General features: G+C 42.7%; 22 protein-coding genes. 9 read left to right on the top strand and 13 right to left on the bottom strand.

The genetic code is table 11. The features are described 5' to 3' along the window. Positions 1-268: 268 nt before the first annotated feature. The 3 genes from ACM0OT_RS06840 to ACM0OT_RS06830 all read left to right on the top strand — a co-directional run bounded on the left by ACM0OT_RS06840 (position 269) and on the right by ACM0OT_RS06830 (position 1,571). Positions 269-625 carry a HesB/IscA family protein gene (locus ACM0OT_RS06840; protein ID WP_414563638.1) on the top strand — a complete coding sequence of 119 codons (357 nt, stop codon included), beginning with the start codon at positions 269-271 and terminating at the stop codon, positions 623-625. A gap of 73 nt (positions 626-698) precedes the next feature. Next, positions 699-1,121, top strand: coding sequence for a tetratricopeptide repeat protein (locus ACM0OT_RS06835; protein ID WP_414543190.1), 423 nt, complete (start codon positions 699-701; stop codon positions 1,119-1,121). 207 nt (positions 1,122-1,328) lie between these two features. After that, a complete protein-coding gene (locus ACM0OT_RS06830; RefSeq protein WP_414543191.1) occupies positions 1,329-1,571 on the top strand; it encodes a hypothetical protein in 243 nt (80 codons plus the stop codon). On the opposite strand, the gene ACM0OT_RS06825 is transcribed toward ACM0OT_RS06830, so the two are convergent. Next, positions 1,568-2,506, bottom strand: coding sequence for a TIGR01777 family oxidoreductase (locus ACM0OT_RS06825; RefSeq protein ID WP_414563637.1), 939 nt, complete (start codon positions 2,504-2,506; stop codon positions 1,568-1,570). The genes ACM0OT_RS06830 and ACM0OT_RS06825 overlap by 4 nt on opposite strands. Before the next feature lie 184 nt (positions 2,507-2,690). Here ACM0OT_RS06825 and ACM0OT_RS06820 point away from each other — a divergent pair, with 184 nt between their 5' ends. Then, the gene (locus tag ACM0OT_RS06820; RefSeq protein ID WP_414563636.1) at positions 2,691-3,038 is read left to right on the top strand and encodes a hypothetical protein; all 348 of its coding nucleotides are present in this window, start codon (positions 2,691-2,693) and stop codon (positions 3,036-3,038) included. Positions 3,039-3,206: 168 nt separating this feature from the next. On the opposite strand, the gene ACM0OT_RS06815 is transcribed toward ACM0OT_RS06820, so the two are convergent. From ACM0OT_RS06815 to hemC, 5 genes are all read right to left on the bottom strand, one after another. Beyond that, positions 3,207-3,638, bottom strand: coding sequence for an FHA domain-containing protein (locus ACM0OT_RS06815; RefSeq protein ID WP_414563635.1), 432 nt, complete (start codon positions 3,636-3,638; stop codon positions 3,207-3,209). A 282-nt stretch (positions 3,639-3,920) separates the two neighbouring features. Further along, complete coding sequence (locus ACM0OT_RS06810; protein ID WP_414563634.1) at positions 3,921-6,326, bottom strand: heavy metal translocating P-type ATPase; 2,406 nt, start codon at positions 6,324-6,326, stop codon at positions 3,921-3,923. A 122-nt stretch (positions 6,327-6,448) separates the two neighbouring features. Next, the gene (locus ACM0OT_RS06805; RefSeq protein ID WP_414563633.1) at positions 6,449-7,660 is read right to left on the bottom strand and encodes an RNA-guided endonuclease InsQ/TnpB family protein; all 1,212 of its coding nucleotides are present in this window, start codon (positions 7,658-7,660) and stop codon (positions 6,449-6,451) included. A gap of 76 nt (positions 7,661-7,736) precedes the next feature. Then, on the bottom strand, positions 7,737-9,161 hold the full coding sequence (gene glgA, locus ACM0OT_RS06800) for a glycogen synthase GlgA (RefSeq protein WP_414563632.1): 1,425 nt from the start codon (positions 9,159-9,161) through the stop codon (positions 7,737-7,739). 128 nt (positions 9,162-9,289) lie between these two features. After that, positions 9,290-10,261, bottom strand: coding sequence for a hydroxymethylbilane synthase (gene hemC / locus ACM0OT_RS06795; RefSeq protein WP_414563631.1), 972 nt, complete (start codon positions 10,259-10,261; stop codon positions 9,290-9,292). Between the two features lie 358 nt (positions 10,262-10,619). Here hemC and ACM0OT_RS06790 point away from each other — a divergent pair, with 358 nt between their 5' ends. Both ACM0OT_RS06790 and ACM0OT_RS06785 read left to right on the top strand, forming a co-directional pair. Beyond that, complete coding sequence (locus ACM0OT_RS06790) at positions 10,620-11,588, top strand: YegS/Rv2252/BmrU family lipid kinase (protein WP_414563630.1); 969 nt, start codon at positions 10,620-10,622, stop codon at positions 11,586-11,588. Between the two features lie 51 nt (positions 11,589-11,639). Continuing rightward, positions 11,640-13,205, top strand: coding sequence for a metallophosphoesterase family protein (locus ACM0OT_RS06785; RefSeq protein WP_414563706.1), 1,566 nt, complete (start codon positions 11,640-11,642; stop codon positions 13,203-13,205). 110 nt (positions 13,206-13,315) lie between these two features. Here the strand turns inward: ACM0OT_RS06785 and ACM0OT_RS06780 are convergent, their stop codons facing one another. The 4 genes from ACM0OT_RS06780 to ACM0OT_RS06765 form a co-directional block, all read right to left on the bottom strand. Next, complete coding sequence (locus tag ACM0OT_RS06780) at positions 13,316-13,723, bottom strand: hypothetical protein (RefSeq protein ID WP_414563629.1); 408 nt, start codon at positions 13,721-13,723, stop codon at positions 13,316-13,318. A 466-nt stretch (positions 13,724-14,189) separates the two neighbouring features. Further along, positions 14,190-14,645: a CAAD domain-containing protein gene (locus ACM0OT_RS06775; RefSeq protein WP_414563628.1), complete on the bottom strand. Its 456-nt coding sequence runs from the start codon at positions 14,643-14,645 to the stop codon at positions 14,190-14,192. A gap of 175 nt (positions 14,646-14,820) precedes the next feature. Further along, positions 14,821-15,282: a BON domain-containing protein gene (locus ACM0OT_RS06770; protein ID WP_414563627.1), complete on the bottom strand. Its 462-nt coding sequence runs from the start codon at positions 15,280-15,282 to the stop codon at positions 14,821-14,823. A 136-nt stretch (positions 15,283-15,418) separates the two neighbouring features. Continuing rightward, positions 15,419-16,708 carry a general stress protein gene (locus ACM0OT_RS06765; RefSeq protein WP_414563626.1) on the bottom strand — a complete coding sequence of 430 codons (1,290 nt, stop codon included), beginning with the start codon at positions 16,706-16,708 and terminating at the stop codon, positions 15,419-15,421. A gap of 586 nt (positions 16,709-17,294) precedes the next feature. Between ACM0OT_RS06765 and ACM0OT_RS06760 the strand changes: the two genes are divergently transcribed. Further along, positions 17,295-20,399 carry an MFS transporter gene (locus ACM0OT_RS06760; protein ID WP_414563625.1) on the top strand — a complete coding sequence of 1,035 codons (3,105 nt, stop codon included), beginning with the start codon at positions 17,295-17,297 and terminating at the stop codon, positions 20,397-20,399. 73 nt (positions 20,400-20,472) lie between these two features. Here the strand turns inward: ACM0OT_RS06760 and ACM0OT_RS06755 are convergent, their stop codons facing one another. Next, entirely contained in the window at positions 20,473-21,384 is a 912-nt protein-coding gene (locus ACM0OT_RS06755; protein ID WP_414563624.1) for a hypothetical protein, read from the bottom strand. A gap of 22 nt (positions 21,385-21,406) precedes the next feature. On the opposite strand from ACM0OT_RS06755, the gene ACM0OT_RS06750 reads away from it, so the two are divergent. Beyond that, on the top strand, positions 21,407-22,084 hold the full coding sequence (locus tag ACM0OT_RS06750) for a DNA-3-methyladenine glycosylase family protein (RefSeq protein ID WP_414563623.1): 678 nt from the start codon (positions 21,407-21,409) through the stop codon (positions 22,082-22,084). A gap of 41 nt (positions 22,085-22,125) precedes the next feature. Here ACM0OT_RS06750 and dapF read toward each other — a convergent pair whose 3' ends face one another. Further along, positions 22,126-22,965 carry a diaminopimelate epimerase gene (dapF, locus tag ACM0OT_RS06745; RefSeq protein WP_414563622.1) on the bottom strand — a complete coding sequence of 280 codons (840 nt, stop codon included), beginning with the start codon at positions 22,963-22,965 and terminating at the stop codon, positions 22,126-22,128. 100 nt (positions 22,966-23,065) lie between these two features. Between dapF and ACM0OT_RS06740 the strand changes: the two genes are divergently transcribed. Continuing rightward, on the top strand, positions 23,066-23,284 hold the full coding sequence (locus ACM0OT_RS06740; protein WP_414563621.1) for an Hfq-related RNA-binding protein: 219 nt from the start codon (positions 23,066-23,068) through the stop codon (positions 23,282-23,284). Here ACM0OT_RS06740 and ACM0OT_RS06735 read toward each other — a convergent pair. Further along, complete coding sequence (locus ACM0OT_RS06735; RefSeq protein ID WP_414563620.1) at positions 23,274-25,544, bottom strand: cation:proton antiporter; 2,271 nt, start codon at positions 25,542-25,544, stop codon at positions 23,274-23,276. The two genes, ACM0OT_RS06740 and ACM0OT_RS06735, sit on opposite strands and share 11 nt — an antisense overlap. Positions 25,545-25,583 lie beyond the last annotated feature (39 nt).

Here is a 25,583-nt window from a genome sequence, read left to right as displayed (position 1 = left end):
TGGGAATGACTAGCCTCAGGTAAAATTTTCCTGGCTAACCTGAAGAATGCATGTAACTCAGGTGGCCACAAGGCTTGAACTCCAGAAATACCGAATCCCTCAATTCTAGAATAAAAATCTTTGGCTACTTTTGACGGAGTGTTTACAATTTGGCAACTTTAACGATATCAATGTCGCTAGAATGTATACAAAAACTAGCATAGTAACTTTAGGTCATAACAGCCTATACAGGTTACGCTTTAAACTACTTCAGGAGTTGAATAAGCAAATGACACAAGTAACTCAGTCTCAACAGCGGGGAATTCAACTGAGTAAATCAGCCTTGCTCCAAGTCAAATCCTTGCAGCAAAAGCAAGGTAACGAACTGTGCTTACGAGTGGGAGTTCGTCAAGGTGGTTGTTCTGGAATGTCTTACATGATGGACTTTGAGGACAGCAGTAAGATCACCCCTCAGGATGAAGTTTTTGACTATGACGGTTTTAAAATCGTTTGCGATCGCAAAAGCCTATTATATCTCTACGGCTTAATGCTCGATTACAGCGATGCCATGATTGGTGGCGGTTTTCAATTCACTAATCCCAATGCCGCTCAAACCTGTGGTTGCGGCAAGTCATTTGGAGTGTAAGATTATCAGTTGTCAGTGGTCAATGGTAACTGACCACTAACGACCGACTAAATGACTATTAACTAAATTTCTTATGGCTCAAACAGTTGAGTTCCTGTTTGATACAGGTTTGGAACGCTATAAAGCTGGCGAATCACCAGAATCTTTAATCCCTGTATTTAAAGAAGTGTGCGATCGCGCCCCTAAAACCAGTTCAGCTTGGATTTGTCTAGCTTGGTTGTATTTGCTAGAGAACAAGGCTAACTTGGCTTACAAAGCGGCACAGAAGGCAGTCAAGTTAAATCCCCAAGACCCACAAGCGAGAGTTAATCTCGCCCTATCAATGCTAGAAACAGGTCAAAAAGGGTTGCGACAGCACATTGATTTTGTCAAACAATTAATGTTTGTCAACCAAGAATGGCACGATGAAATCAAAGACAGCATTGAAGATGGTTTAACCAGAAAACCAGATTGGCAGAGTTTGGTAAAGGTCAAAAATTGGTTGTTTGAAGAGTAGAGGCTAGTACCGCTGCGCGGAAGTCAAAAGTCAAAAGTCAAAAAGCTTATCAAACAGGCTGTTTGACGATTTCAAATGGTATGCCTATTTACGCCGTGCTGTACTAGGGGCTAGGGGCTAGGGGCTAATGAACCCCAATCCCCATTACCCCTTATCTATCCCATTACCTCTTATCCCCAGAGGGAGCCCCGAGTTCCCCAATCCCTTATGAAAGACAAATTTTTAAACTGGCTCAACCTAGTTTTAGTTGCTGACGTGTTCTTAGTTTTGTTTGGCTTTGGCTGGTTAGTCATCGCCGCCATTGGCGATGCTGCGGGTGTTAACCTCGGTCTTGATTTATGGCATCAACTTTGGCAGCCTGTGTTTAATCCAGCAATTGGCATCCTCATGGGTGGTGCTATTCTTAGCGGTTTGATCAGTTGGGTTTCCCGCAAATTTCAGGCTGATTAGTCACCTTTCCCCTGTGGGGAAATAATTTGTGTCAGTGCTGATGATAACTGAGGATATGCATACTCAAAACCTGCCTCTAAGGTACGTTTAGGTATGACTTGTTGACCTTCTAAAACTACCATTGCCCCGTCTCCTAAAAGGGCTTCGAGGGCAAAGCCAGGAACAGGTAACCAGGAAGGACGATGCATCACCTGTCCCAAGGTGTGACAGAAATCTGCCATACGTACGGGATTAGGTGCGGTGGCGTTATATACTCCTGATATTTCGGTCTTAGTTAAGGATTGTAGTATCATATTTACTACATCATCTACGTGAATCCACGAAAACCACTGCCGGCCACTACCAATGGGCCCACCTGCGAACAGTTGGAAAGGCGTAATCATTTTACCTAAGGCACCACCTTTACCCAAAATAATGCCAAATCGTAGAACAACTAGGCGCACACCAGCGGCTTTCACTTTTTGTGCTTCTGCTTCCCAGGCTTGACAGACTTGAGCTAAAAAATCGTTACCGGATGAACTATTTTCATCAAAGGTAGCGGTTTCGCTGGTTCCATAGTAGCCAATAGCCGATGCATTGACTAAAACAGTGGGCTGAGGACTAGCTTTAGCTATGGCTTCGACTATTTTCTGTGTACCTATCTGGCGACTGTTGAGGATTTTCTGTTTTTGTTCTGGTGTCCAGCGTTCCTCAGCAATGGGTTCCCCAGCTAGATTTACAACTCCATCACAACCAGCGATCGCATCTTGCCAAGCACCAGATATTGTGGGTGTATAAGCAACAATTTCTACATGAGGAAAAGTCCCAGATGGAAAAATTTTCTGAGCAGAGGTGGTATTACGGGTGAACACCAGTACTCTATGACCATCTTTATGGAGTTTTTCTACTAACCGTTTACCGACAAATCCTGTTGCTCCAGTAATTGCTACCTTCATCTGCTCCTCCGGCAAACTCTTATTTTAAAATTTTTTATCTAATTTTTAACTTACATTACCTGGCGATTTGGTGGTTTCAATTTTGATGGCGTAATTTGCCCTTAGTTAGTTGGGTCGATAATAGATTTGTCAAGATACCAGGGTATTATATGATGAACGGATTGTTGCAAGGTGTGGGGCTATTATGGCTCGCTATATATGTTCATTTCTTCTTGCTATTCCTATTGAACATCTCCAGCCTTTAGTTGGAGAACTTCTTCAGGATTGTGATTTGGAACTTCAATACTACACAACTGATTACATTTTGGCGCGTGAAATTCCTGGTAGTATTCCTTTTTCTAAGATGGTCAAGGTAGAAGTTTTGATTGATAGATCGACTGCTACCGAAACAGAAACCAGAATGAGTATTGTGATGAAAAATGAGGAACTACCACTGCAAGTAAATAATCACTGTCGAGAATTATTTGAATTTGTGAAACAGTCAATTGAAGATTGTCGTCATTGGCATCTGATTGAAAGTCTTGCTAGTTGAAAGAGTAATGTTGAAAAAAACTGATGATAATTTATTGGTGTCATAAACTACTCATAAACTAATTGATAACAAAAAAAATTAATGTGGCTAAAGCTAGCTCTAGCCACACATCTGAAATCAAAAAATTCACTCAGCTAATAATTGAAACCTAGCTCAAGGGAAATCTTTTTAATCTTCTAAGTCTTCTGTCATCCCAGGATTAATGAGTGTAATATCATACTCGCTAGAATCTGTTTGTCCAGACCGCTCAGTATTTTTTAATAGATAATAAATTGCACGTACCTGAGGCCCAAAAACGATCTCATCTTCATTTTTGAGATCGTGAGCTGGCATCTTGCGTCCATTAATCATCAGACCGTTGGCACTAGACTTACCTTTGGCATCACCATCGACAATCCGATAATAATAGCTACGACTATTATTGTCTCGTGGCAGTCTCACTAATGTAGCATGGCGGCGAGAGACAAACTGAGACATTAAACGGATATTGCACTCGCGGTCTCTACCCAGGGAGTAGATGGGATGTTCCAAAGAAAACTCCTTGCGACCTTGGTCGTCTTCAAGAATTAGTAGATGGTTTTCATTAGTTTCAGTTGCCATTGATGCATCTTTGCTACAGTCGCTGGAAGTGTAATTAATCAAGATTTGTGAGGTTTTTTTCTGCCCTGATCATGCACTACAGTCTGTAGTCTTGAGTGGGAATCAGAATCAAATACCTACTTACTCGTAAGAGTAGAACATGGTTGCTCTACTCTATAATTGTTGTGGCTCCCGAAGGAATCTCAACAAATTTTGTAAGATGCGTTACACCTAACTATCGATTTAGTTTAACCTGAGATGGCAAAAAGCAGTATTTGGTTGACAATATTCACTTGCAGTTTTTCACAAGCGATGAGCTAGTCGCCTTAATAAAATTGAGTTGGTGACAACACTAACAGAGCTAAAAGCCATCAATGCTGCTGCTCCGGAAGGACTGAGGACAAAACCAACAGTGGGTAACAAAACACCTGCGGCTAAAGGAATACCGATAGTATTATAGGCAAAAGCCCAGAATAAATTCTGGCGGATTTTGTTGAAGGTGGCACGACTCAATTGAATGGATGCCACAACGTCATTTAAACAATCCCGCATCAAGACAATTTCGGCAGTCTCCATAGCTACGTCTGAGCCGGAATATAAGGCAATTCCCACATCTGCTTGTGATAAAGCTGGAGCATCATTAATACCATCACCCACCATTGCCACATGAGATGCAGATTTGGCTTGTAATTCTTGGATAACAGCCGCTTTTTTGCTGGGGAGAACACCTGCGATCGCATCCGTACTATCTAATCCTAGTTGTTGAGCTATGGCATGAGCTGCTTCTGGGCGATCGCCACTGAGAAGTATTACCCGTAAACCCATATTACGTAACTGATCTACTGTACTTTGGGCATCTGCTCTGAGGGTATCTTGAACGGCAATTAATCCTGCTAAACTGTCCTCTACTGCTACACCCACCACTGTTTTACCTGCTGCTGCTAGCTGCTGCGCTAACTGTTGTGCGGTTTCATCGAGAGGAATCCCGTGTTTACTCAACCATTCCCAATTCCCCAACAGCACAAATTTACCTTCAACCATGGCCGACACCCCCAATCCGGGTTCGGTGTGAAAATCCACTGCATCGGGGATAGATAAATCTTGTTGCTGCGCTGCTTGCTGAATCGCTTTTGCTAGGGGGTGGTAAGTACCGCTTTCTACGGCTGCGGCTAGTTGGAGCAGTGTCTGGGGTTCGTTGTTACCTATTTCCCCAATGGGTAGACAATCGGTAACCGTGGGATTACCTGTAGTCAGAGTGCCTGTTTTATCAAAGACAACTGTATCTAACTGATGTACTTTTTCTAAAACATCACCACCTTTAATTAATAGACCTCGTTCTGCACCGATGGCAGTACCCACAAGAATAGCTGTAGGAGTAGCTAACCCTAAAGCACAGGGACAAGCCACAACCATCACTGCGATCGCTAGTTTTAAGCTGGTGAGAAGTGGAGAAGTGGGGAATCGGGAATCGGGAGTAGGGAGTGGGGAATGATGAGCCATTTCCATGCCACTAGAGGTGGCAAGATCCCAAATGTGAGTGCCGAAAAAGTACCAAAAGATAAACGTTAAAACTGAGGCTGTTAACACACCGTAGGTAAAGTAACCGGCGACTGTATCAGCTAATTTCTGGACTGGGGCTTTACGAGTTTGGGCAGTTTCGACTAAGGCGACGATGTGAGCTAAGGTGGTATCACTACCGATACGGGTGGCTTGGATAGCGATCGCTCCTGATTGGTTCAATGTACCTGCTGCCACTACATCTCCTGGCTGTTTAATTACGGGTACGGCTTCTCCCGTCAACATCGATTCATCTATTGTTGTTTGCCCAAAGCGCACCTCACCATCAACAGGAATTTTATCCCCTGGAAGTACCTGCAACCATTCACCCACACGTACATGTTCGGCGGGTATCTCGACAATATTTGACCCTAATCCTAGTTTCTCTGGGTCTGGGTTGGGAATCAATCGCGCTACTTGGGGTTGGAGTGCCAACAATTGTCTGAATGCGGAGGCTGCTCTTCCTCTGGCTTGTTTTTCTAATGTTCTACCCAAAAGGATAAAGCCCAACATCATCACTGGTTCGTCAAAGAAGCATTCCCAACCAATTTGGGGAAACAACAACGCCACTAAACTTGCTGTGTAGGCTGTTAATGTTCCCAAACCCACCAAGGTATTCATATTGGGCGCATTGCGTCGCCAGCCCCGCCAACCATCCACTAAAATCGGTCGTCCGGGAATCAGGATGGCAACTGTGGCTAATCCACAATGAAACCAAATGTTATTTAATACTGGTAATACAGCCCCACCCATGCTGGTAAAGTGACCAATTCCCGACAAAACTAGCAATATCCCCGCAATCATCAACTGCTGGCGAGCAGAACGCATTTCTTGGCGTTGCCGTGCTTCGGGATCTTGGAGGGTTGTGCCACCTGCAACTTGATTGCTAGCTTGACGGGGTTGAGAGGGAAATCCTGCTGTTGTTAATCGCTGTGCTAAGGCATCTGCATCTACTACACCAGCTTCCGACTCTACAATAGCTACTTCTGTAGCCAGATTTACACAGGCGCTCTTGACTCCTGGATGTTGCGTTAGCTGTCGCTCTACAGCGCTAACACACCCAGCACATTTCATTCCGCCAACATCAAGGATAATTTTCTCGGAAGTAGGGGCTGTTTCTGGAGTAAGCTTGGTTTTTGGGGCAAGTTGCATGACAAGTGTTGGGTTCGCTACGAAAATTCAACGCTTGACTAAAAGCGTCTCTATTTCGAGCGTAGGCTAAATTCTCAACTTTGACATCCTCAACGGGCTAAAGCCACGGTGATTCCTAAACCTCACGATTTAGGTTTCTGTTTCCTTCCCTCACAGGTTTTGCTTACGCACGCCCCTTCGGGTCTACGCAACTGCCCTTTAGACTTATGCCTATCAGGTCTTATGTTCGCTCCACAGACTGTAACGGTGTGTCCCACCGCCAAAATGTTTTTAGCTGCGTTGATGTCCCGGTCGTGGTGCGCCCCACAATTTGGGCAATCCCACTCCCTGATATTCAACGGCAATTTATCAACAACGTGACCGCAGCTACTACAGCGCTTAGAACTGGGGAACCATCGGTCAATTTTCACCAAGGTTCGTCCGTACCAAAGAGCTTTATACTCCAGTTGCCTAATCATCTCGCCCCAGGAAGCATCGCTGATAGCACGGGCAAGTTTGGAATTTTTAACCATGTTTTTAACTGCCAAGTCCTCAACTACTATTGTTTGGTTTTCACGAATCAGTCGAGTTGTCAGTTTGTGCAGATGGTCAATTCTAGAATCGGAAATTTTAGCTTGAAGACGAGCTACTTTGAGTCTTGCTTTATCTCGGTTGCGAGAGGCTTTCTGTTTGTGGCTCAAAGACTTTTGCGCCCTTCTCAGCTTTTGATAGTGCTTGTCAAACGCTTTGGGATTAGCAATCTTCTCACCCGTACTCAGGGTCATAAGACTACTAATACCAACATCCAATCCCACAGCACTATCAATTGGCTGCATGGTTTCATCAGAAGGATCATTAATCCGCAAACTAACGAACCAGCGTCCAGAAGGGTCAAACTTGACAGTGATGGTTGTGGGGTCACAACCTCTTGGCAACTGCCTCGACCATTTAATTGGCAATGGGTCAGAACATTTAGCCAAGTAGACTTGTCCATCTTTCCACTTGAAAGCAGACTTGGTAAACTCTGCACTGCCACCGCTACGCTTCTTTTTGAAATTGGGATATTTCGCCCTACCCGCAAAGAAGTTTGTGAACGCTGTTTGCAGATGTCTCAAGCCTTGTTGCAGTGGTACACAACTCACCTCGTTCAAAAACTGAAGGGCTTCAAGTTTTTTCCACTGTGTCAACATGGCACTTGTTTGAACGTAGTCAACTCGTTCTTGCCTTTCATACCAAGCTTCGGTTCGGGAAGCCAATGCTCGGTTAAACACCAACCGCACACAGCCAATTGTCCGGCGCAATATTTGTTCTTGCTCGGTAGTTGGGTAAAAACGGTAGCGGTAGGCTTTTTCCATACTTCACATTTTACCAAATTCCATGTAAAGCCGTCCTAGAAGGACGGGGTTTCTACCCATTTTTCTGATGAAACAACTACGAACTCGGAACTGCTAACTGTGGTTCTGGTGTTGATTCCTCTTCTTCTGGTAAGCCCAATATTGATCTATACAACTTCACGTACTGTTTAGCAGATTGGTACCAACTGAAGTCTGTACTCATCCCACGTTGTTGTAATTGTTGCCATTGAGGTTGGAAACGGAAACCTTCCCAAGCTCGAATCATACAGGTGAATAAATCTAGTGGTTCATAGCGGTCAAAGCAATAGCCAGTACCAGCAGCATTCATGGGATCGTGGTGAAATACAGTATCAACTAATCCACCTGTACGGCGAACAATGGGAACCGAACCGTAGCGCAAAGACATCATTTGGCTGATACCGCAGGGTTCAAATCGGCTAGGCATTAAGAAGGCATCAGTACCAGCGTAAATTCTCCGAGACAGGGCATCGTTATATAGTAGGTAAACTGCCATGCGTCCGGGATAACGGGATGCTAACTGCCACATTTGGGTTTCGTAATAGCGATCGCCTGTTCCTAGCAGTACAAATTGGGCATCTGTATATGCCATGAAGCGATCTAAAATTTGCAAGACTAAATCAATACCTTTTTGCTCGACTAAGCGTGTCACCATGCCGATTAAAAAGGCCTTTTTGTTCACTTCTAATCCTACTTCTTCTTGCAGAGCAACTTTGTTAGCTGGTCGTTTATCTAGGGTATCGATGGTGAATTGTTGGGCAATGTATTTGTCGTCTGTGGGATCATATATTTCTAGGTCTATGCCGTTGATAATCCCCGATAACTTACCACTAATAAAAGACAGTAAACCTTCTAATGTTTCACCGTAAGCAGCTGTCTTAATTTGCTCCGCATAAGTTGGAGAAACAGTATTTACCCTATCAGCATATTGCACCGCAGCCGCCATTGTGTTGTGTCCTTGCATATACCAAGGACACCAAGTAATTTTCTCTAAATACCAACGCCAAGGCCCTTGATAAGCCAAGTTGTGAATGGTGAAAACGGTACTGATATCAGGGTCTTGGTGCATCCACACAGGAATCATGCCGGTGTGCCAATCATGGCAATGGATAATTTCTGGTTTCCAGTAATTCCAGCAAAATTCAGCTGCACCGTTAGCAAATAAAGTGAACCGCCAATCTTCATCGTCTCCCGAATAAATCCGGCGGGGCATAAAGGCAGGATGTCCAAATAAGTATAAAGGAACATCAGTACCAGGCAAAATGCTTTCGTAAACTGCAAAATCCTGGAACATGGCGTATCCAGACCAGATCGGGTCTTTGGGAATCTCCATTTTGTCTGGCAGAAAGCCGTAGTAAGGCATGAATATTCGGACATCATGCCCCATTTTTCTCAAGATTTTGGGCAATGCTCCCACCACATCCCCCATTCCTCCAACTTTTGCGACGGGAGCTGCCTCTGCTGCAACGAATAGAATCCGCATGGTAATTTTTATTTCCCCGGTTCGGCTGATCAGTTTTCAATTATTCAGTTATCAGTTATCAGGTTTTCACCGTTAACTGTTTACTGTCCACTGATTACTTATCTAAGCACATCTGCTTGCCCAATAGCTTAAGAACCCCGTTGGATCTCGGTAAAAATTTCTTCTAAAATTTCTTGTGCGCCTTGTTGTCGCAAGCATTCTGCTAATTCGGCGCCTATAGCTTCGGCGTTGTTAGCAGTCCCGGTAATGGTGTCTTTGACTAGCTTTTGTCCATCGACGCTAGCAACTATACCTGTGAGGGTTAAGTTGTTACCATCAATTTCTGTATTTACACCAATGGGTACTTGACAACCGCCTTCGAGTATCCTTAAAAATGCTCTTTCAGCTAGACAGCGATCGCGTGTTGCTGGATGTTCAATGGCTTTGAGTAATGAGATGAGTTCATTGTCATCTGCACGACATTCTATGCCTAAAGCACCTTGTCCCACTGCGTGGAGTGAAATTTCTTTGGGGAGAACTTGATGAATGCGATCGCCCATGCCTAAACGCCCTAATCCGGCGGCGGCTAAAATTAGGGCATCATATTCGCCTGCATCTAGTTTGGCCATCCGTGTATTTAAATTTCCCCGGACATCTTTAAATGTAAAATGCGGAAAATGGTGACGTAGTTGTGCTAGTCGTCTTAAAGAAGATGTGCCGATGACTGCACCTGCTGGCAAAGTCTCAATTTGTTTATCTTGATGCTTTTCGTGTACCACTAGAGCATCTGCCGGATTTTCCCGTTCTGTAATTGCTGCTAGGGTTAATCCCTCTGGCAAATTAGTCGGCAAATCTTTCAAAGAATGAACCGCAAAGTCAATCTCTTGATTGATCATTCCTAGTTCAAGTTCTTTAGTAAATAGTCCTTTATCGCCAATTTTGGCTAATGCTACATCCAGGATTTTGTCACCTTGGGTAGACATGGTATGGACTTCAAAAGAGATATCAGGAAAACTTTTTTGAAGTTGCTCTCGTACCCAGTAGGTCTGAACTAGGGCGAGTTGACTTTTCCGAGAACCAATACGGATGGTGCGTGGGGGACTGGATACAACTGAAGTCATAAAACAATATGTCAAACCAGGCGATACATTCACTCTCATCTAGACTACCGCAGTGGGTGAGTCACCGGATTGTTATTGTCTAATTGAGGTAAAGGTTATTTTTACTTTTTTTACATTTGTTTACATTTTTTTGAATGACTCAACAGCAAATAGCCTTGTATTGTCGAAGTTTTTAAGAGGCCATTTTCATTTTTGAGTGTCGGGAGAAGTTCTAGATTTTAGAGAATCCCCATTCCTAACTATACATAGGCAAACCTACCACCAGACAGACGTGATAATTTGAGAGGGGAATGATAATCTGACATTAAAGTTAGAAATAATTTAAGATTTTATTTACTAAGACTTAATCCCTAACCCTATGAAACGTTCCGCCTGCCTTATCTTTAATCCAGTTGCGGGTCAGGGTGACCCAGATACAGAACTGGTACAGATTCGAGCAATATTAGAGCCAGAAATTGACCTGGATATTTACTTTACAACTGAAGAACTTGATGCTGATCAATTGGCTCAGGCGGCAGTTGCAAGGGGAGTGGATGCGATTATTGCTTCTGGCGGAGATGGTACACTTTCGGCTGCTGCTACTGCGGTGGTAGGGACTGATATTCCATTTGGGATTATTTCTAGGGGAACAGCCAACGCTTTCGCCGCAGCCTTGACAATTCCTGACACAATTGATGCCGCCTGTCATACTATTTTACAGGGAGCAACTCGGCGCGTAGATGCAGCTTACTGTAATGGTCGGCCGATGGTATTGCTAGCAGGTGTGGGCTTTGAAGCTGATACAGTAGAACTGGCAGATAGGGAAGCCAAAAAACGTTTTGGAGTCATGGCGTATATTTTGGCTGGGGTGCAACAGCTGCGAAATTTACAGAGTTTTGATGTAGAAATAGAAACTAATGACAGAATAATTAAAACTAGTGCTTCAGCCGTAACAGTGGCCAATGCTGCACCAGCGAGTTCAGTTTTTGCTCAAGGCCCAGCAGGTATCCTTTATAATGACGGATTACTAGATTTAACCATAGTAGCCCCAGCGAGTAAGGCAGGAGCGATCGCCGCGGCATTTCACCTATTTCAAACGGCTGCTACAGGTAACGCCGTAGAACGAGATGATATTGGCTATTTGCGAGGAGACAAATTTAAAATTACCGCTGATCCTCCACAAAAGGTGGTTGTGGATGGGGAAATGATTGGTACAACTCCCATTGAAATTTATTGTGTACCAGCAGGGTTAAAAATTTTTGTCCCTGATAATCAAGAAATTGAACCTACGGAAAAATTAGAGGGATTGCCTAATTTGACAGTTGAGATCAAAGAATTTGAGAAATAATGAGGAAATGGGAAGATGGGGAGAGTAAAAAAAATTTAGGAGTAAATGGCATTGAAACTCGTTTCTGATCCGGCGATCGCTAAAAAAATTCGCAAGATGAAGCAACGGGTAAAATGGCAAGACCCGTTAATTTTAGAGCGGGGTATTGATCAAACTCGGTTGGTGTTGGATGATGACGGCGCCAATGAGGGTGAATTTTCTTTTTTGGTTGTAGGTGACAGTGGTACTGGTAGTCACCGGGGTCACAATCCCCAACGACAGGTAGCGGAAATAATGCTACCTCACCATGAAGAATGTAGTTTTATGCTGCATACCGGCGATGTGATTTATTTGGTGGGGTCGAGTGAGTACTATCAAAAAAATTTCATCCGGCCTTACCGAGAGTTTCTAGTAGGTGGAGAGGATTACAAAGACATTGCTTATGACAAGATGGTTTTTAAGTTGCCCATTTTGCCTGTACCGGGAAATCATGATTACTATGATTTGCCAATTGTCTTGAGTGTACTTTCCTTAACTACGCTACCTATTCGTCGTTTATTGCGATCGCAATTAGATTTGGATGTGGGTTTGCGTGGTTCTGATACAGGTAGAGCTTACGCAAAAGCTTTCTTGGACTATCTGAAAGTGTTTCAACTACCAAGTGAGTTGGCTCAACATTTAGACAAACATTATACAGCCCACACCAACACTGGTCGCTGTCTGAGCTATCAACCAGGACACTTTACCCGCTTGCCCAATCGCTATTATACTTTTAGCTACCGCGGGATTGACTTTTTTGCTCTGGACTCGAATACATTTAATGAACCGCCACCACTACCAAGCACAAAAGCAGGTCAAGAACAGCGCCGAGTTTTAGAACAGCGCCGTCAGGATTTTGAGCAGGAAAAGCAACAAATTATGGAAACTTCAGCCACACTTAATCCTGATAATCCCAGTGAAGCGGAGCGACTAGATGACTTACAGGGTCAACTATCGCAAATAGAAGAATTGATTGTTGATATCGACAAGCAGTTATACACTGGCAAAACAGCCGTAACTGATGTTGAACAACTAGAGTGGCTCAAACGCAGACTAATTGAATCTTGGAATACTGAAGATGTGCGGGGAAGAGTGGTTTATTTCCACCATCCACCTTATGTCACAGAAGCGACTAAATGGCAACAAGCGCAAACTCTAGCTATACGCGATCGCTTGCGTGGTGTACTAGATGCAGTGGCGCAAGCAGTCGGTTCCCCCACTGAAGACCGTCCGCTGGTAGATTTAGTTTTAAATGGTCACGCCCATTGTTTAGAACACCTCCAAACCGGTTATACAGGACATGGTGATTCTTATATTAACTGGATAGTTTGTGGCGGTAGTGGATATAGTCTGCGTCGCCAAAGAACTGAAGGCTCAGACTTAAGGGAAACCATTGGCGGGACAAATAAGCTAGTGGCGCGATCGCATCTTTTCATTGGTCGCAATGGTAGTGGTTCTAAAAAGCACCGACCCTATTCAGGTTTACGCATTGATGTTAAAGGTGATGGGAAACTTAAGTTTATTGTTCGTCCTTTGGTAGCTGAATGGCATCAACGACAATGGCATAATTCTGAAATGGAATCTTTCGTCATTGGGTAATCCACAACCCCATGAAAAAACCCTCTCCTGAATTAGCAAGAGAAGGGTGAGTGAAGGGATGGTGTTTTAGCAAAATCTTTTTGAGTGACTGATTCTAACTCACCAACTGATTAAATTATTCCAGGCCCCTTACCACGCTTGTCATCCATTTCTGTCAACTCACCTTCTTTATCCTGATTAATTTCTTCGAGTTCTTCAACACGATCTGCGGTGTCTTTCGCTGCATCTTGTTGAGCATCTCCCGGTACTTCGTAGTACATTTCCGGTTCAACTGCGTAATTGTTCAACAAGCCTTCTTTATCCACCGTGTAGCCGTCAGTGGTGTTGATGCTCTCGGCATCACTTTGATCATTTGTTTTTGCATCTCCCAGTTTTTCTTCTGTAGGGAGTGTTTTGTAATTTCCGCCTTCTCTCTCTTTACGAGCCGCAGTTTCAGCAGGTACTATTCCTCTATCGTAATTATCTGCTTCTGCACGTTCGGATGAATCTACTGCTTTATTAAATGATTCGTTAGCCATAAGTTATATCCTTTTTAAAGAGTTTTGTAGAATAACTTCCTGAACTAGATTATGGGATTCAAGGTGGCAGATCTACTATCTTGAGAAGTAATTTTTAGGCAAATATTTTCTTTTTTCTATCTAGAGAGGTAGGCTCAATAGCAATCTTCCATAAAAATATCCCCGACTTCTTCAATTAAGCCGAGGATCTACTTCTTTCAAGGTTGAGAAATCAAATAATATTGCTTCACATATCCTCTAACAGTCAGGTGGCTTTTCAAGTCATGTGGAAAAGTCCACGGAAAATTATAACTTCCAAACCAGGAATTCAAAGTCTCTAACGCCACTTGCTACAACGCGGCGGCACTTCCTTCAAGTCGGGAAACCCGCCCAACGGAGTGCCTTGGGAACCCGCGCAACGCAGTGGCTCCTCCTCGCAGGAGAGAGATTTAGAGAGAGGTTTTCCAGATACCGTAAAAAGTTAGATTTAAGCTTCGTCACTACCCAAAATTTGATGTTTGAGGGAGCGTATATTCTCAGTTAATTCTTGGCGAGTCTCGGCTTTGAGAAGATAACGGAAGGTAAACCAAGTGGAGTAACCAATACCAGTCAACTCAAAAAGTGGTGATAGTAAGGGAATATCATTAATTGCATCTAGTACTGCGAGTATTACTTTGACCGTAATAATTGCTGTCAGCACTAAAACAATATTGACTACAGCGCGTTGATTTTGATTAAAAAACCGACTTAAATACTCAGGTATTTGCGTTAAAAAGCGAGAAACTTCTCTAGCGGTTTGTTGCCATTGGTTTTCAGATTCACTAGCAGGGGGGAGCTTGGGTAAGTCGGCGGCATTTTCGCCTCCTGAGGGAGCTAGCATCCCACCTGGTGCCACTGCATCGAATGATTTTACAGATTCTAGTTGTTGTTGTTCGAGTTCCATAGTTTTTTATTGATGTAAATACAGCCTTGATATCTCAATTATAGAATGTCAATAAAGAGAAAAATCAGGTTAATAATATGTTTATGAATTTGAGATTTTAGATTGAGATTTACTCACAAAATTTCGCATCTAAAATCCCAATCTTGTTAATTTATTGGCTTAGTGATTCACCAACTTAACCTTGGGGCGGAGTAACAACTGCATCCACAACTACATTATTGACGCCATAAATTTCTTTTGCCAAAGGTTCAATCTTAGATAATTGATCCTGATCAGGCACAGTTCCTGATACGGTGACTACACCTTCATCGTTTGCTTCAACTGTTAGTAGTCCGCCAGGGATATTGGCTTCTAATTTAGAACGAACTTCGCTAGCTAAATCCTCTGGATTTCTTTCACCAGGAGCTTGATCTAAGGCAGCCGTTCGCTCTTCACGAGCGCGGATATCAGCATCTAGCTGCCTTCTGCGGGTATCGCTTGTAGCGTCTTCTCGAGATTCTTGTGTTGTTTGTGCAGTTGGTGCTGCTGGAGCTTCGCTAGTATCAGGCGCGGCACTATCTGTTCTGGCAGTATCATTACAAGCAGCAACACCAAAAAATAAGGCACAACTAATTAAGAAAGGAGTTAGCTTTTTCATATCTTTAGTTCTGGGTCGAAAATTGAAAATCTGAAAATGTGTCGATGTTTGTGAACAGTAGCATAGAGTAAGTTTCTCTACTCCTGCTACTACCACAGAGTGGAATTGTCAGTAGTAATAACCCAAATTAATGGAGTTAAACTCTTTCATCCCGACGGTCAATAATCACTACCGCAGGATCTTGACTGCTTGTTGTTGAGTAACCAGGTGTGGCTTCACGTCTTACTTGATCAAGCCCTTGGCCATAGTCCCGATTAACATCAGTCGCAGCATAGGTAGCAAATTCTTCAATCCCGTGATGTCTGAGAATCGCTTCAGCTTGCTGGATTTGCGTTGGTGTACCATCGATAATCACTAAGTGATCACCTCTTTGGAAGCGATCGTTATAAACTTGCGCTCTGTCTTCGGGAATACCTAACCCAACTAATGCGCCAACTAAACTACCAGCCGCTGCACCCACGACTCCGCCAGCTACAGTTGATGCTAAAGCAGTCGCTACTGCACCACCTGCAATCACAGGCCCCGCACCAGGAATAGCTAAGGCACCTAGACCAATTAATAAGCCGCCTAAACCACCTAGCATTCCCCCGGTAGCTGCTCCGGCTTTGGCTCCTTCGCCTGTTTTATTACCTACTTCTGTACTTCTATCTGCTCCGGCGATAGATTTATCATTTGTGTCTTTAGCAATGAAAGACACTTGATCCATTGGGAAACCGGCATCGCGTAGTTCACTAATTGCTAATTCTGCATCTCGGTAACGAGAATATACACCAATTGCCCGATGAGTTGTTTGTGCAGAGACATCACTATGGACAACATTAGTATTTACTCTTGGTGCAGTTACATCCTTATGAGCAACATCGGTAGTTACACCTCTGTCTTCTGGATAGTCATAAACACCATACTCTTCGATACTATGGCGATTGAAAATTGTTTCAGCCCTAGCAAGTTCTGCATCTGTACCTTCTACGACAACCAAATAATGTCCTCGCTCAACTCGCTCGTTATAAACTCTGGCTCTTTCTTCGGGAATGCCTAAGCCAATTAATGCACCAACTAAGCCACCTGCTGCGGCACCAATACCAGCGCCAGCTAGAGTTGTAGCTAGAGTTGTAGCTGTTGCGCCAGCTAGCATGATGGGCCCAATTCCGGGTATTGCTAAAGTTCCCAGTCCGACTAACAAGCCAGTCACACCGCCTAAAACACCACCAGATACTGCCCCGACAGCGGCACCTTCATCGGCTTTATCGCCTACCCGTTCCCGGACTTCAGTACCTGCAACATCATCTTTATGGTCTGCATCTTTGGCGATGACCGAAACTCTATCCATTGAAAAGCCCGAAGCTTTTAGTTCATGCAATGCTTTTTCTACATCCCTACGATGAGAAAAGGCACCAATAGCTCTTTTACGTGCATTTATAACCATGTATGTTCTCCTAATCAGTTAAATTTGTATTTGCAAGCAAATTTATTGATATCAATACCGACATTTCTATTTGTACATTGTTAAGAAATAATTGCCATCAATCGCGTGGCATAATTACATTCTATGTCATTAGACATAAGTGTATTTGTTCCCAAAATAAAAAGGATGTTTTTATACAAAAATTATAGATAAATAGATATGATTTAAATTATTTATTGACTTGCTTATTTAATTTTTGGGTGGCATTTTGACTTATTCATATTCATGAAAATAAAAGAATAAATAATAAAGCAATAAAAAAGATATTTTAAAATAAGTTGCTTATTGGTTTTTCGGGATTCGCCAAAATAGAATAGTCTCTATTATTTTCCTGTTTACTATATTTATTTAATGAATCAAATATTGTCTAAATAACTATTGACAACGAAGAATGATCGATAAAATCATAAAAATATGACTTTCGGATAAAATCTTTATTACTTAAGTAGGTGTAAGTCTAGATAATCCATACCTAGAGTAGTAATCAGACTACGGGATCAAAAAAATAGCTGATTGCATAAATGGCTATAAGGAAAGGAGAAGAACTATGTTTTATGGTATTGACACTGTTTTACAGGGAGGTTGGCTATCACTGGGTATAGCACCTATAAATGGCAGTTCAGAACTCCTAACTTCAGAGCAAATTCCATTTGTTTTTTCTGGGACTAAGTTTATAGTGGCATTATTAGCTGGCACTTTAATGGCTTTTGCCTTCCAGTTTTTACTAACCAACTTTTCAGTTGCAGTTGGAATTTCATCTTTGGGAACTGACTATAATGCTAATTCTGATTCAGAAAGCTGGGATGGTGCAATTCGCAAAATTGAAAGCAAAGTAGGAATTTGGGCATTAATGACTGCCAGTATTGGCTTATTTGCTGCCTGTTTTCTCGCAGTGAAACTGAGCTTAATTCAAAGTGCGTTTTTAGGAGCAATTATTGGTGTTGTCATTTGGTCTACCTACTTTTCATTGGTTGTTTGGATAGGTTCATCAACTGTAGGTTCATTGATTGGTTCTTTCATTAATACTACTAGTGCTGGTTTACAAGCTTTAATGGGTACAGCAACTTCTACCCTGGGCGCTAATGCAGCCAAAAAACAAGTAGTTGCTACTGCTGAAGAAATTACAGCCGCAGTTCGACGTGAGCTAACGTCAGGTATAGATGCTGAAAATATCAGCAACACACTGCAAAATTCTTTAAAATCTCTGCAAATACCAAATCTGGATTTATCAGAAATTCGCAGTCAATTTGACAAGATACTTAGTGATGTAGATTTTAAATCTCTAGCTGATAGCGATATTTTACAAAACATCAATCGCCAGACATTTGTTGATTTAATTAGTAGCAGGACAAATTTATCGAAACAAAATATCAATGAAATTGCTGACCAACTAGAAGATGCTTGGAAACAAACTATTGCTCGGCAAAATCCCACAGAGCAAGTAATTAATTTACTTAAATCTGCCACACCTGAAGAGTTAAATTCCGAAAAATTAGGAGAACAACTCCAGCAATTGGTGAGTGTCGGGGGTAACGGTAATGGTAAAAATGGTGTCATCAAAAAAGGGATGCAGTTGGGTTTGAGTACTGCTGCGCCAGCATTGCTAGAGCGGGTGGATTGGTCGGAGATTGATTGGAACAATCTGACAAATCAGCTACAAAAACTCCGAGATAAAGTTGATGTAGAAAAAATCACTCACCAGCTACAAGAGTTCAGAAATAAAACTACTGATCAAATAGGTGAAATTGTACCGGAGTCACCCGATAACACTATCAAAGCAGATATCAAAGACTACATCTTGAATTCTTTTCCTTGGCATTTCAACCGGATTACAATTAAAGATGAGTTTCAAGAAGTTATCTACGATGCACAAGCAGATCCGGAAACTACACGCCGGGAATTAGCCGCAATCAATCAAGAATATTTTACTAACTTGCTGACACAGCGAAATGACATTAGTGAAGTTAGGGTGAAAGAAATTTCCCAGCAGATGGAAAGTATTCGCCAGGAAGTATTAGAACTGGTGCAACAAGCGGAAGTCAAAGAAAAAGGTCAAGAAATTCGCTTGGGAATCGAAAATTATTTACGTTCTACTGGGAAAAAAGAACTTAACCCAGACGCTATCGAGCAGGATTTCTCAGCATTGTTGGCAGAATCAACAGATGATTTTGCAGATATCAATATTCGTTTACAAGAATTTGGCCGCGATGCCTTTAAACAGCTACTATTGCAGCGTCAAGATGTGAATGAAGAAGAAGCTAATAATATTATTAATCAACTCGAAGGTATCCGCGATCGCTTCTTGCATCAAGCCAAAGAACGCCAAGAACAAGCAACCGCAAAAGTTAAGCAATTGGGGCAAAAGGTAGAAGATTATTTGCAAAATACCAACAAAGATGAATTGAATCCTGAAGGTATTAAACGTGATTTTAGAACTTTGCTGGATGACCCCACAGTAGGAATTAGCTTAATCCGCACCCGCCTATCTCATTTTGACCGAGATACATGGATGAAATTGCTCAGTCAACGCCAAGATTTGAGCGAAGAACAAATCAACCAAATCCTGGATCAACTCGAAGCAGTACGGGACAGCATCTTGCAATCACCACAAGCAGTTGCAGATCAATATGAAAAAACTACCACTGCAATAGCTGAATATCTCCGCAAGACTAACTTAGAAGAACTCAATCCAGAAGGTATCAAGCGAGATTTGACCACATTACTAGCTGATCCACAATTGGGTGCTGTAGCATTACGCGATCGCCTATCTCATATTGACCGTGAGACTTTAGTTAAACTCGTCGGCCAACGGGAAGATTTGAGCGAAGAGCAAGTTAATCAGGTAATTGATCAGGTACAAGAAACAATTCAAAGCATTGTCAAAGCGCCACGACGCTTGGCTAGCCGTACCGCTAAACGAGTTGCAGATTTTGAAGCCAATCTGGAAAATTACTTGCGTTACACCGACAAAGAAGAACTCAACCCAGAAAGCATCAAACGTGATTTGCAATTGCTGCTGCAAGATCCACAAGTAGGGCTGGAGAATTTAAGCGATCGCCTGGCTAAATTCGACCGTTCCACACTTGTGGCTCTATTATCCCAACGAGAAGATATCTCAGAGGAAGAAGCCAACCAAATTGTTGAGCAAATCGAATCTGTGCGTAATTCAGTTGTCAGCCAACTGCAACAAGTTCAGCAAAGAGTAGAATCGGTAATTGAAGGAATTTTTGGCAGATTGCGCGATTATCTCAACTCACTGGAACGCCCAGAACTTAGTTATGAAGGCATTCAGCAAGACTTTGGTCAATTATTTGATGATCCTCAAGCCGGATTTGAAGCCTTGCGCGATCGCCTGAGTCAATTTGACCGTGATACCTTAGTAGCTATCTTGAGTTCTCGTGAAGATATTTCCCAAGAAGATGCGAACCGGATTATCAATCAAATAGAAGCAGCACGGGATAGTGTCTTACATAGAGCCGAACGCATCCAACAAGAAACCCAAAAACGCCTACAAGCCATCCAAGAACAAGCCATAAAACAAGCTGAAGGTGTCAAAAAAACCGTAGCCAGTGCAGCTTGGTGGCTATTTGGTACAGCGTTTACCTCTTTAGTCGCCAGTGCGATCGCCGGGGCTATAGCCGTTACAGGTTAAATTCCCATAGCTGATCAAGAATATTGAAATGAGGGAGATGAGAAAGTATTTTCGTTCTTGTCCCCTTATTTTCTTATCCCCCACTCCCCATCACATAGACATAGGAACCTAAACTTTCATCATCTGTACCAAAAACCACACCACCTGCGTTTCCTGGAACTAGTTCCATCCCTTCAATCTTGCGGTAATTAGCACGGTAGAGAGGAACCAGTTGAGAATTTTGTCTCCAGACGATTTTGTTACCACTAAATCCTAAGTAACCTGCAACATATAAAGCCGACTGAAATGGGCCATCATCTCCAGCATCACTGGCTGAGGTAATATACACAATTCCCCCAGAATCTACTTTAATATCGGAAATATGCCTCACATTGTCAGAGGGGAAGGGTACTTGTAAATCCCTGGAACCTGCAAGCGTAATTTGATATGTGGATGGATTAAAATTTCCCCAATAAACAGTTGCTGGCTGTTGTCCTGCGCCTCTATGCGCCCAAATAGCAACTAATTTACCATCTATATCTTGCAAACCAAATCCCTCAAAATTACTGCCTTGAGGAACATTTGGTAAATTAAATTCTTTGAGAACAGAGACGGTTTTTTTGGCTGAGTTTAACTTCAGGTAATAAGCTTTTCCAAAACTGGTTAAAGCGATGAACTCAGTATTATTTTTTCCGGGTACTGAGGTTAAAGCCTCTAGGTCAATGGGTAATTCTGTTGTGCTAGACCAGTCCACAGCAAAATATTCAGGTTGGTTTTTACCTTTAATGCTGATAATTGCTAAACGACCTTGGTTTTTTTGTTTATTGTCATGAACAACTAAAAAATCTAGGGTATCATTTTGCTGTTCTACTAAAGCCATCCCACTAATCCCAAAAGAAATCCCACCGCGAACTGGTCGCCAATCTCTTGCCCAAGCTTGCTGAGATATGAGTAAAAATGTACCTAAGATAACTATAGTAATGATTAACCTGAAAAACCGAGGCATATTCTCAAGGGTGTGTTAACGGATGCTCAATGATATCAAATCTCAGCAATTTCACCAGATATCGCTGACTAGAGAAAGTTTTACCTATGGTTTGGAAGTACTGGCTAGTCGTGACAGCGATTTGGCTAGTATTTTAAAGACATTAGGAACGCCACCCATGTGGGAACGAGAAGCGGGTTTCCCGACTCTAATTCGCATAATTTTAGAACAGCAAGTTTCCTTGGCGGCAGCAAAAGCTGTGTTTAATCGTTTATGTGCAGTGGTTGTCTCGTTAACACCAGAAAACTTGCTGAAACTTGAAGATGTTCAGCTAAAATCAATTGGCTTGAGTCGGCAAAAAATTGTTTATTGTCGTGGTTTAGCAGATGCAATTGTGAATGAGCAACTGGATTTAACCAAACTAGAGATAATGGAAGAAACTGCTATTAGAAATAAGCTCAAGCAAATTAAAGGTATTGGAGATTGGACAGTTGATATTTACTTACTGATGGCGCTGAAACGTCCCGATATCTTTCCCAAAGGTGATTTAGGAATTGCGATCGCTCTCCAAAATATCAAAAAATTGCCGACACGCCCAACACCCATACAAATAGAAACAATTACCCAAAACTGGCGACCTTGGCGCGCAGTGGCTACCAGGATTCTCTGGCATTACTATCTTAGTAAGGCAGGTAACAAGTTTGAAAGTAGCCAAATGTAAGTTATGGCGGGCAAGATGCCCACCCCAAAAAACTGATAAGATTAAAGTCTACCTGTAAATACTCGTTCAGCCGGGCCAGTCATGTAAACTCTTTGGTCGATTTCTGACCATTCAACTTCCAAGGGGCCACCAGGTAATTCTACAGTAGCGGTGCGATCGCACTTTCCAGTCAGCACCCCAGCCACTAAGGAAGCACAAGCACCAGTTCCACAAGCTAAGGTGATTCCCGCGCCGCGTTCCCACACTCGCATTTTTAAATAATCTCGACTGACTACTTGAATAAATTCGGTATTTGTGCGTTGGGGAAAAACTGAATGATGTTCAAATTTGGGGCCGATAACTTCTAGAGAAATGGCGGCGACATCTTCCACAAAGGTTATACAGTGAGGATTACCCATACTGACACAGGTGACTTCCCAAGTTTTTCCCGCCACTTCTAGCGGTTGATTAATCACTTTAGTATCAGCAGAACCAAGGGTAGTAGGAATTTCCCCAGCCAGTAATCTCGGTAATCCCATATCCACCTTGACTAGACCATCGGGCATAAGTTGGGGTGTCATCACACCAGCCAGGGTATGAATGCGATATGAGTCTTTGTTTCTAGATTCGCCTTCTAAGTCTGCCAAAAACCTACCTAAGCAGCGAATACCATTACCACACATTTCCGGTTCTGAACCATCAGAATTAAAAATTCGCATGGTGTAGTCAGTGCCATTTTCTCCCGGTAAGGCAAAAATTACACCATCAGCACCGATGCCAAAGTGGCGATCGCACAATTTGACTGCTTGCTCTGGAGTCAGCACTGGTACTGACGAAGAGCGATTGTCAATTAAAATAAAATCATTTCCTAGACCGTGATACTTGGTAAATTCGATTGCCATTTTTTCTGTGATGAATTATCAATGATTAGGTATTGGGTATCGGGAAGTTTCTGATCCCCTACGCCCTCCTCCCTCTCTTTTAATACATCATTAACCAAAAATGGCTACAACTGAATTTGACACATCACTACCTAGCATTCGCCAACTGCAAGAACTCATTAAACAAACAGCAGTAGTAGAGTTAAAACTGGTAACAGGTGATCTGCTCATAGGTAAGATTTCCTGGCAAGATCCTAACTCTGTGTGTCTTGTGGATGATAACAATCACCAAACCACTGTTTGGAAACACGCGATCGCTTACATTAGGGCTAAAGGCTAATTGTTGTTTTGTTAACTGTGGCAAATAACGGTTGCAGTTGATTTAAATTCGGCCACTTACCACATAACAGCACTTGGTCGCCAACTCTTAAATCTGTGTTGTCATCAGGATGACGGATAAATTTGCCATCTCGTCGTATGGACTGTATTTGGACTCCAGATTGTTGGTGAAGATCCAAATCGATAATAGTCATACCCAAAGCTGGAGAATCAGCATTGACTGTGACCCATTGAAAAGCATTATTAGCCTCAGGAACGGCTACCTTTCCTTGGGCGAATTCTTCTAAAGCTGCTAATTCTTCCGATGCTCCCACTACCAATAGGCGATCGCCCGCTTCTAATTTAGTTTGAGCATTGGGATAATCTATTTCTTCTTCATTAGCGCGGCGAATAGCCATTAAACTCACCCCTGTTAAGTAGCGGATGTCCGCTTCGCCTAAACTCATACCCACGAGGGGGGACGCATCTGGTAGGGTATACCAACGGCGATTTAAATCACGAGTTGCTTGCTGCAAATCACGGGCCACTTCTAATGGTGTTTGCTCTGGTCGTAATGCTAAATAATGATTATTACGAATTTGCTCAACTTCCCGTTGTACCACCATCGATAAAAAGCCTAAACCTGTTAATAAATGGGTGGCCATTTCTAAGCTGGCTTCAAATTCTGGTTGGACTACTTCCCTCGCACCCAATTGATAAAGCACTTCAATATCTTTATCTTGGGTAGCGCGAACAACTAAATCTAATTCTGGACACAATTCTAATGATCTTTTAAGACAAAGCCGGATACTCATAGCATCAGGAAGAGCGATCGCCATTCCCTTGGCATAATTTACCCCAGCCGTCTCCAAAACGTGTAAACTCACACAATTACCGTAAACATAAGGCACCCCCTGCTCTCGCAATTGCTGGATGCGCCTTTCTGATTGATCGATGACCACCACAGGTAAATCATGTTGTTGCAACAACTTCACTAAGTTTTTACCAACTCGCCCATAGCCACAAACTACTACATGGCCTTTTGAAGGTAAATCCGCCGATACATCACGCGGATAAATTTCTTCTAAATAAGGTTGCAGCCAAGGCATTGATTCGGCAAAGTTAAATAAAAATGGGACTAACCGCAGCACAAAGGGAGTCAAAATGAGTGTAACTGCTGTGGTTCCTAAAATTAGCAAATATACTCGGCGAGAAACCAAGCCCAAAGCTTGTCCTTCACTAGCCAGCACAAAAGAAAATTCCCCAATTTGTGCTAGTCCTAATCCAGCAATTAAAGCTGTCTTTAATGGGTAGCGAAACAGCTTTACCAGGGGCGTGATAATTAAAAATTTCCCTATAAACACCAGTGCAACCAATTCCAAAATCAATTCCAGATTGTTCCACAAAAACACTGGGTCAATTAACATGCCTATGGCAGCAAAAAATAAACTAGCAAAAATATCTCGTACTGGTTCTACATAAGTCAGGGTTTGGTCAGCATATTCCACCTCGGAAATCATTAAACCAGCGACAAACGCCCCCATTTCAATGGATAATCCTAAATATTCCGTCAGCAGGGCAATACCTAAACACAGCGTCACTACCCCTAATAAAAATAGTTCTCGGCTTTCAGTACGGGCGAGGAATCGCAACAAACGCGGTATCACCCAAATTCCCGCTACTACTGCACCACCAGCAAATAAAGCCAGTCGCAGTAATGCTGTCAGCACTGCTATACCAATGGTTTCTGCTGGTTGGTTGAGCGCTGGTAAGACGGCGATCATCAGTCCCAGTGCTAAGTCCTGCACTACCAAAATCCCCAACATCACTTGTCCGTGGGGTGTTTCTGTTTCGTTGCGCTCCATCAAGCACTTAAGGACAACTGCGGTAGAAGATAAAGATAAAATTGACCCTAAAAATACACCTTTAGCGGGTAACTCTTCCCAAGCACCTGTGAGGCCGCAGACAACTACTGTCACCCCAATAGTTAAGGCAATTTGTAGCCCACCCCCTCCTAAAGCAATTCCCTTAACTTTTTTCAGTTCCGCAAAGGAAAATTCTACTCCCAAAGCAAATAACAAAAAGGCGACTCCAAACTGGGCCAGAGTTTCCACTTGAATAACTTCTTTAATTACTCCCAGTCCGGTTGGCCCCACAATCATCCCACCGATGAGATAGCCTAGCAGCACAGGCTGCTGTAAAAGAGACGCCAAAAGTCCCCCACAGGTGGCGACAGCGAGAACTGAAACTAAATCAACGATTAGTCTAAAATCTTCTTGCACAAGTTTTTCAAAGAAAAATTAAGGCCTATTAAACTTAGG

The organism is Anabaena sp. CCY 9613, from assembly GCF_963920895.1.
Classification (GTDB): Bacteria; Cyanobacteriota; Cyanobacteriia; order Cyanobacteriales; family Nostocaceae; genus Cyanocohniella.
Note: the sequence above shows the minus strand (reverse complement) of the source record. Positions and strands in the feature narration are given on the sequence as shown.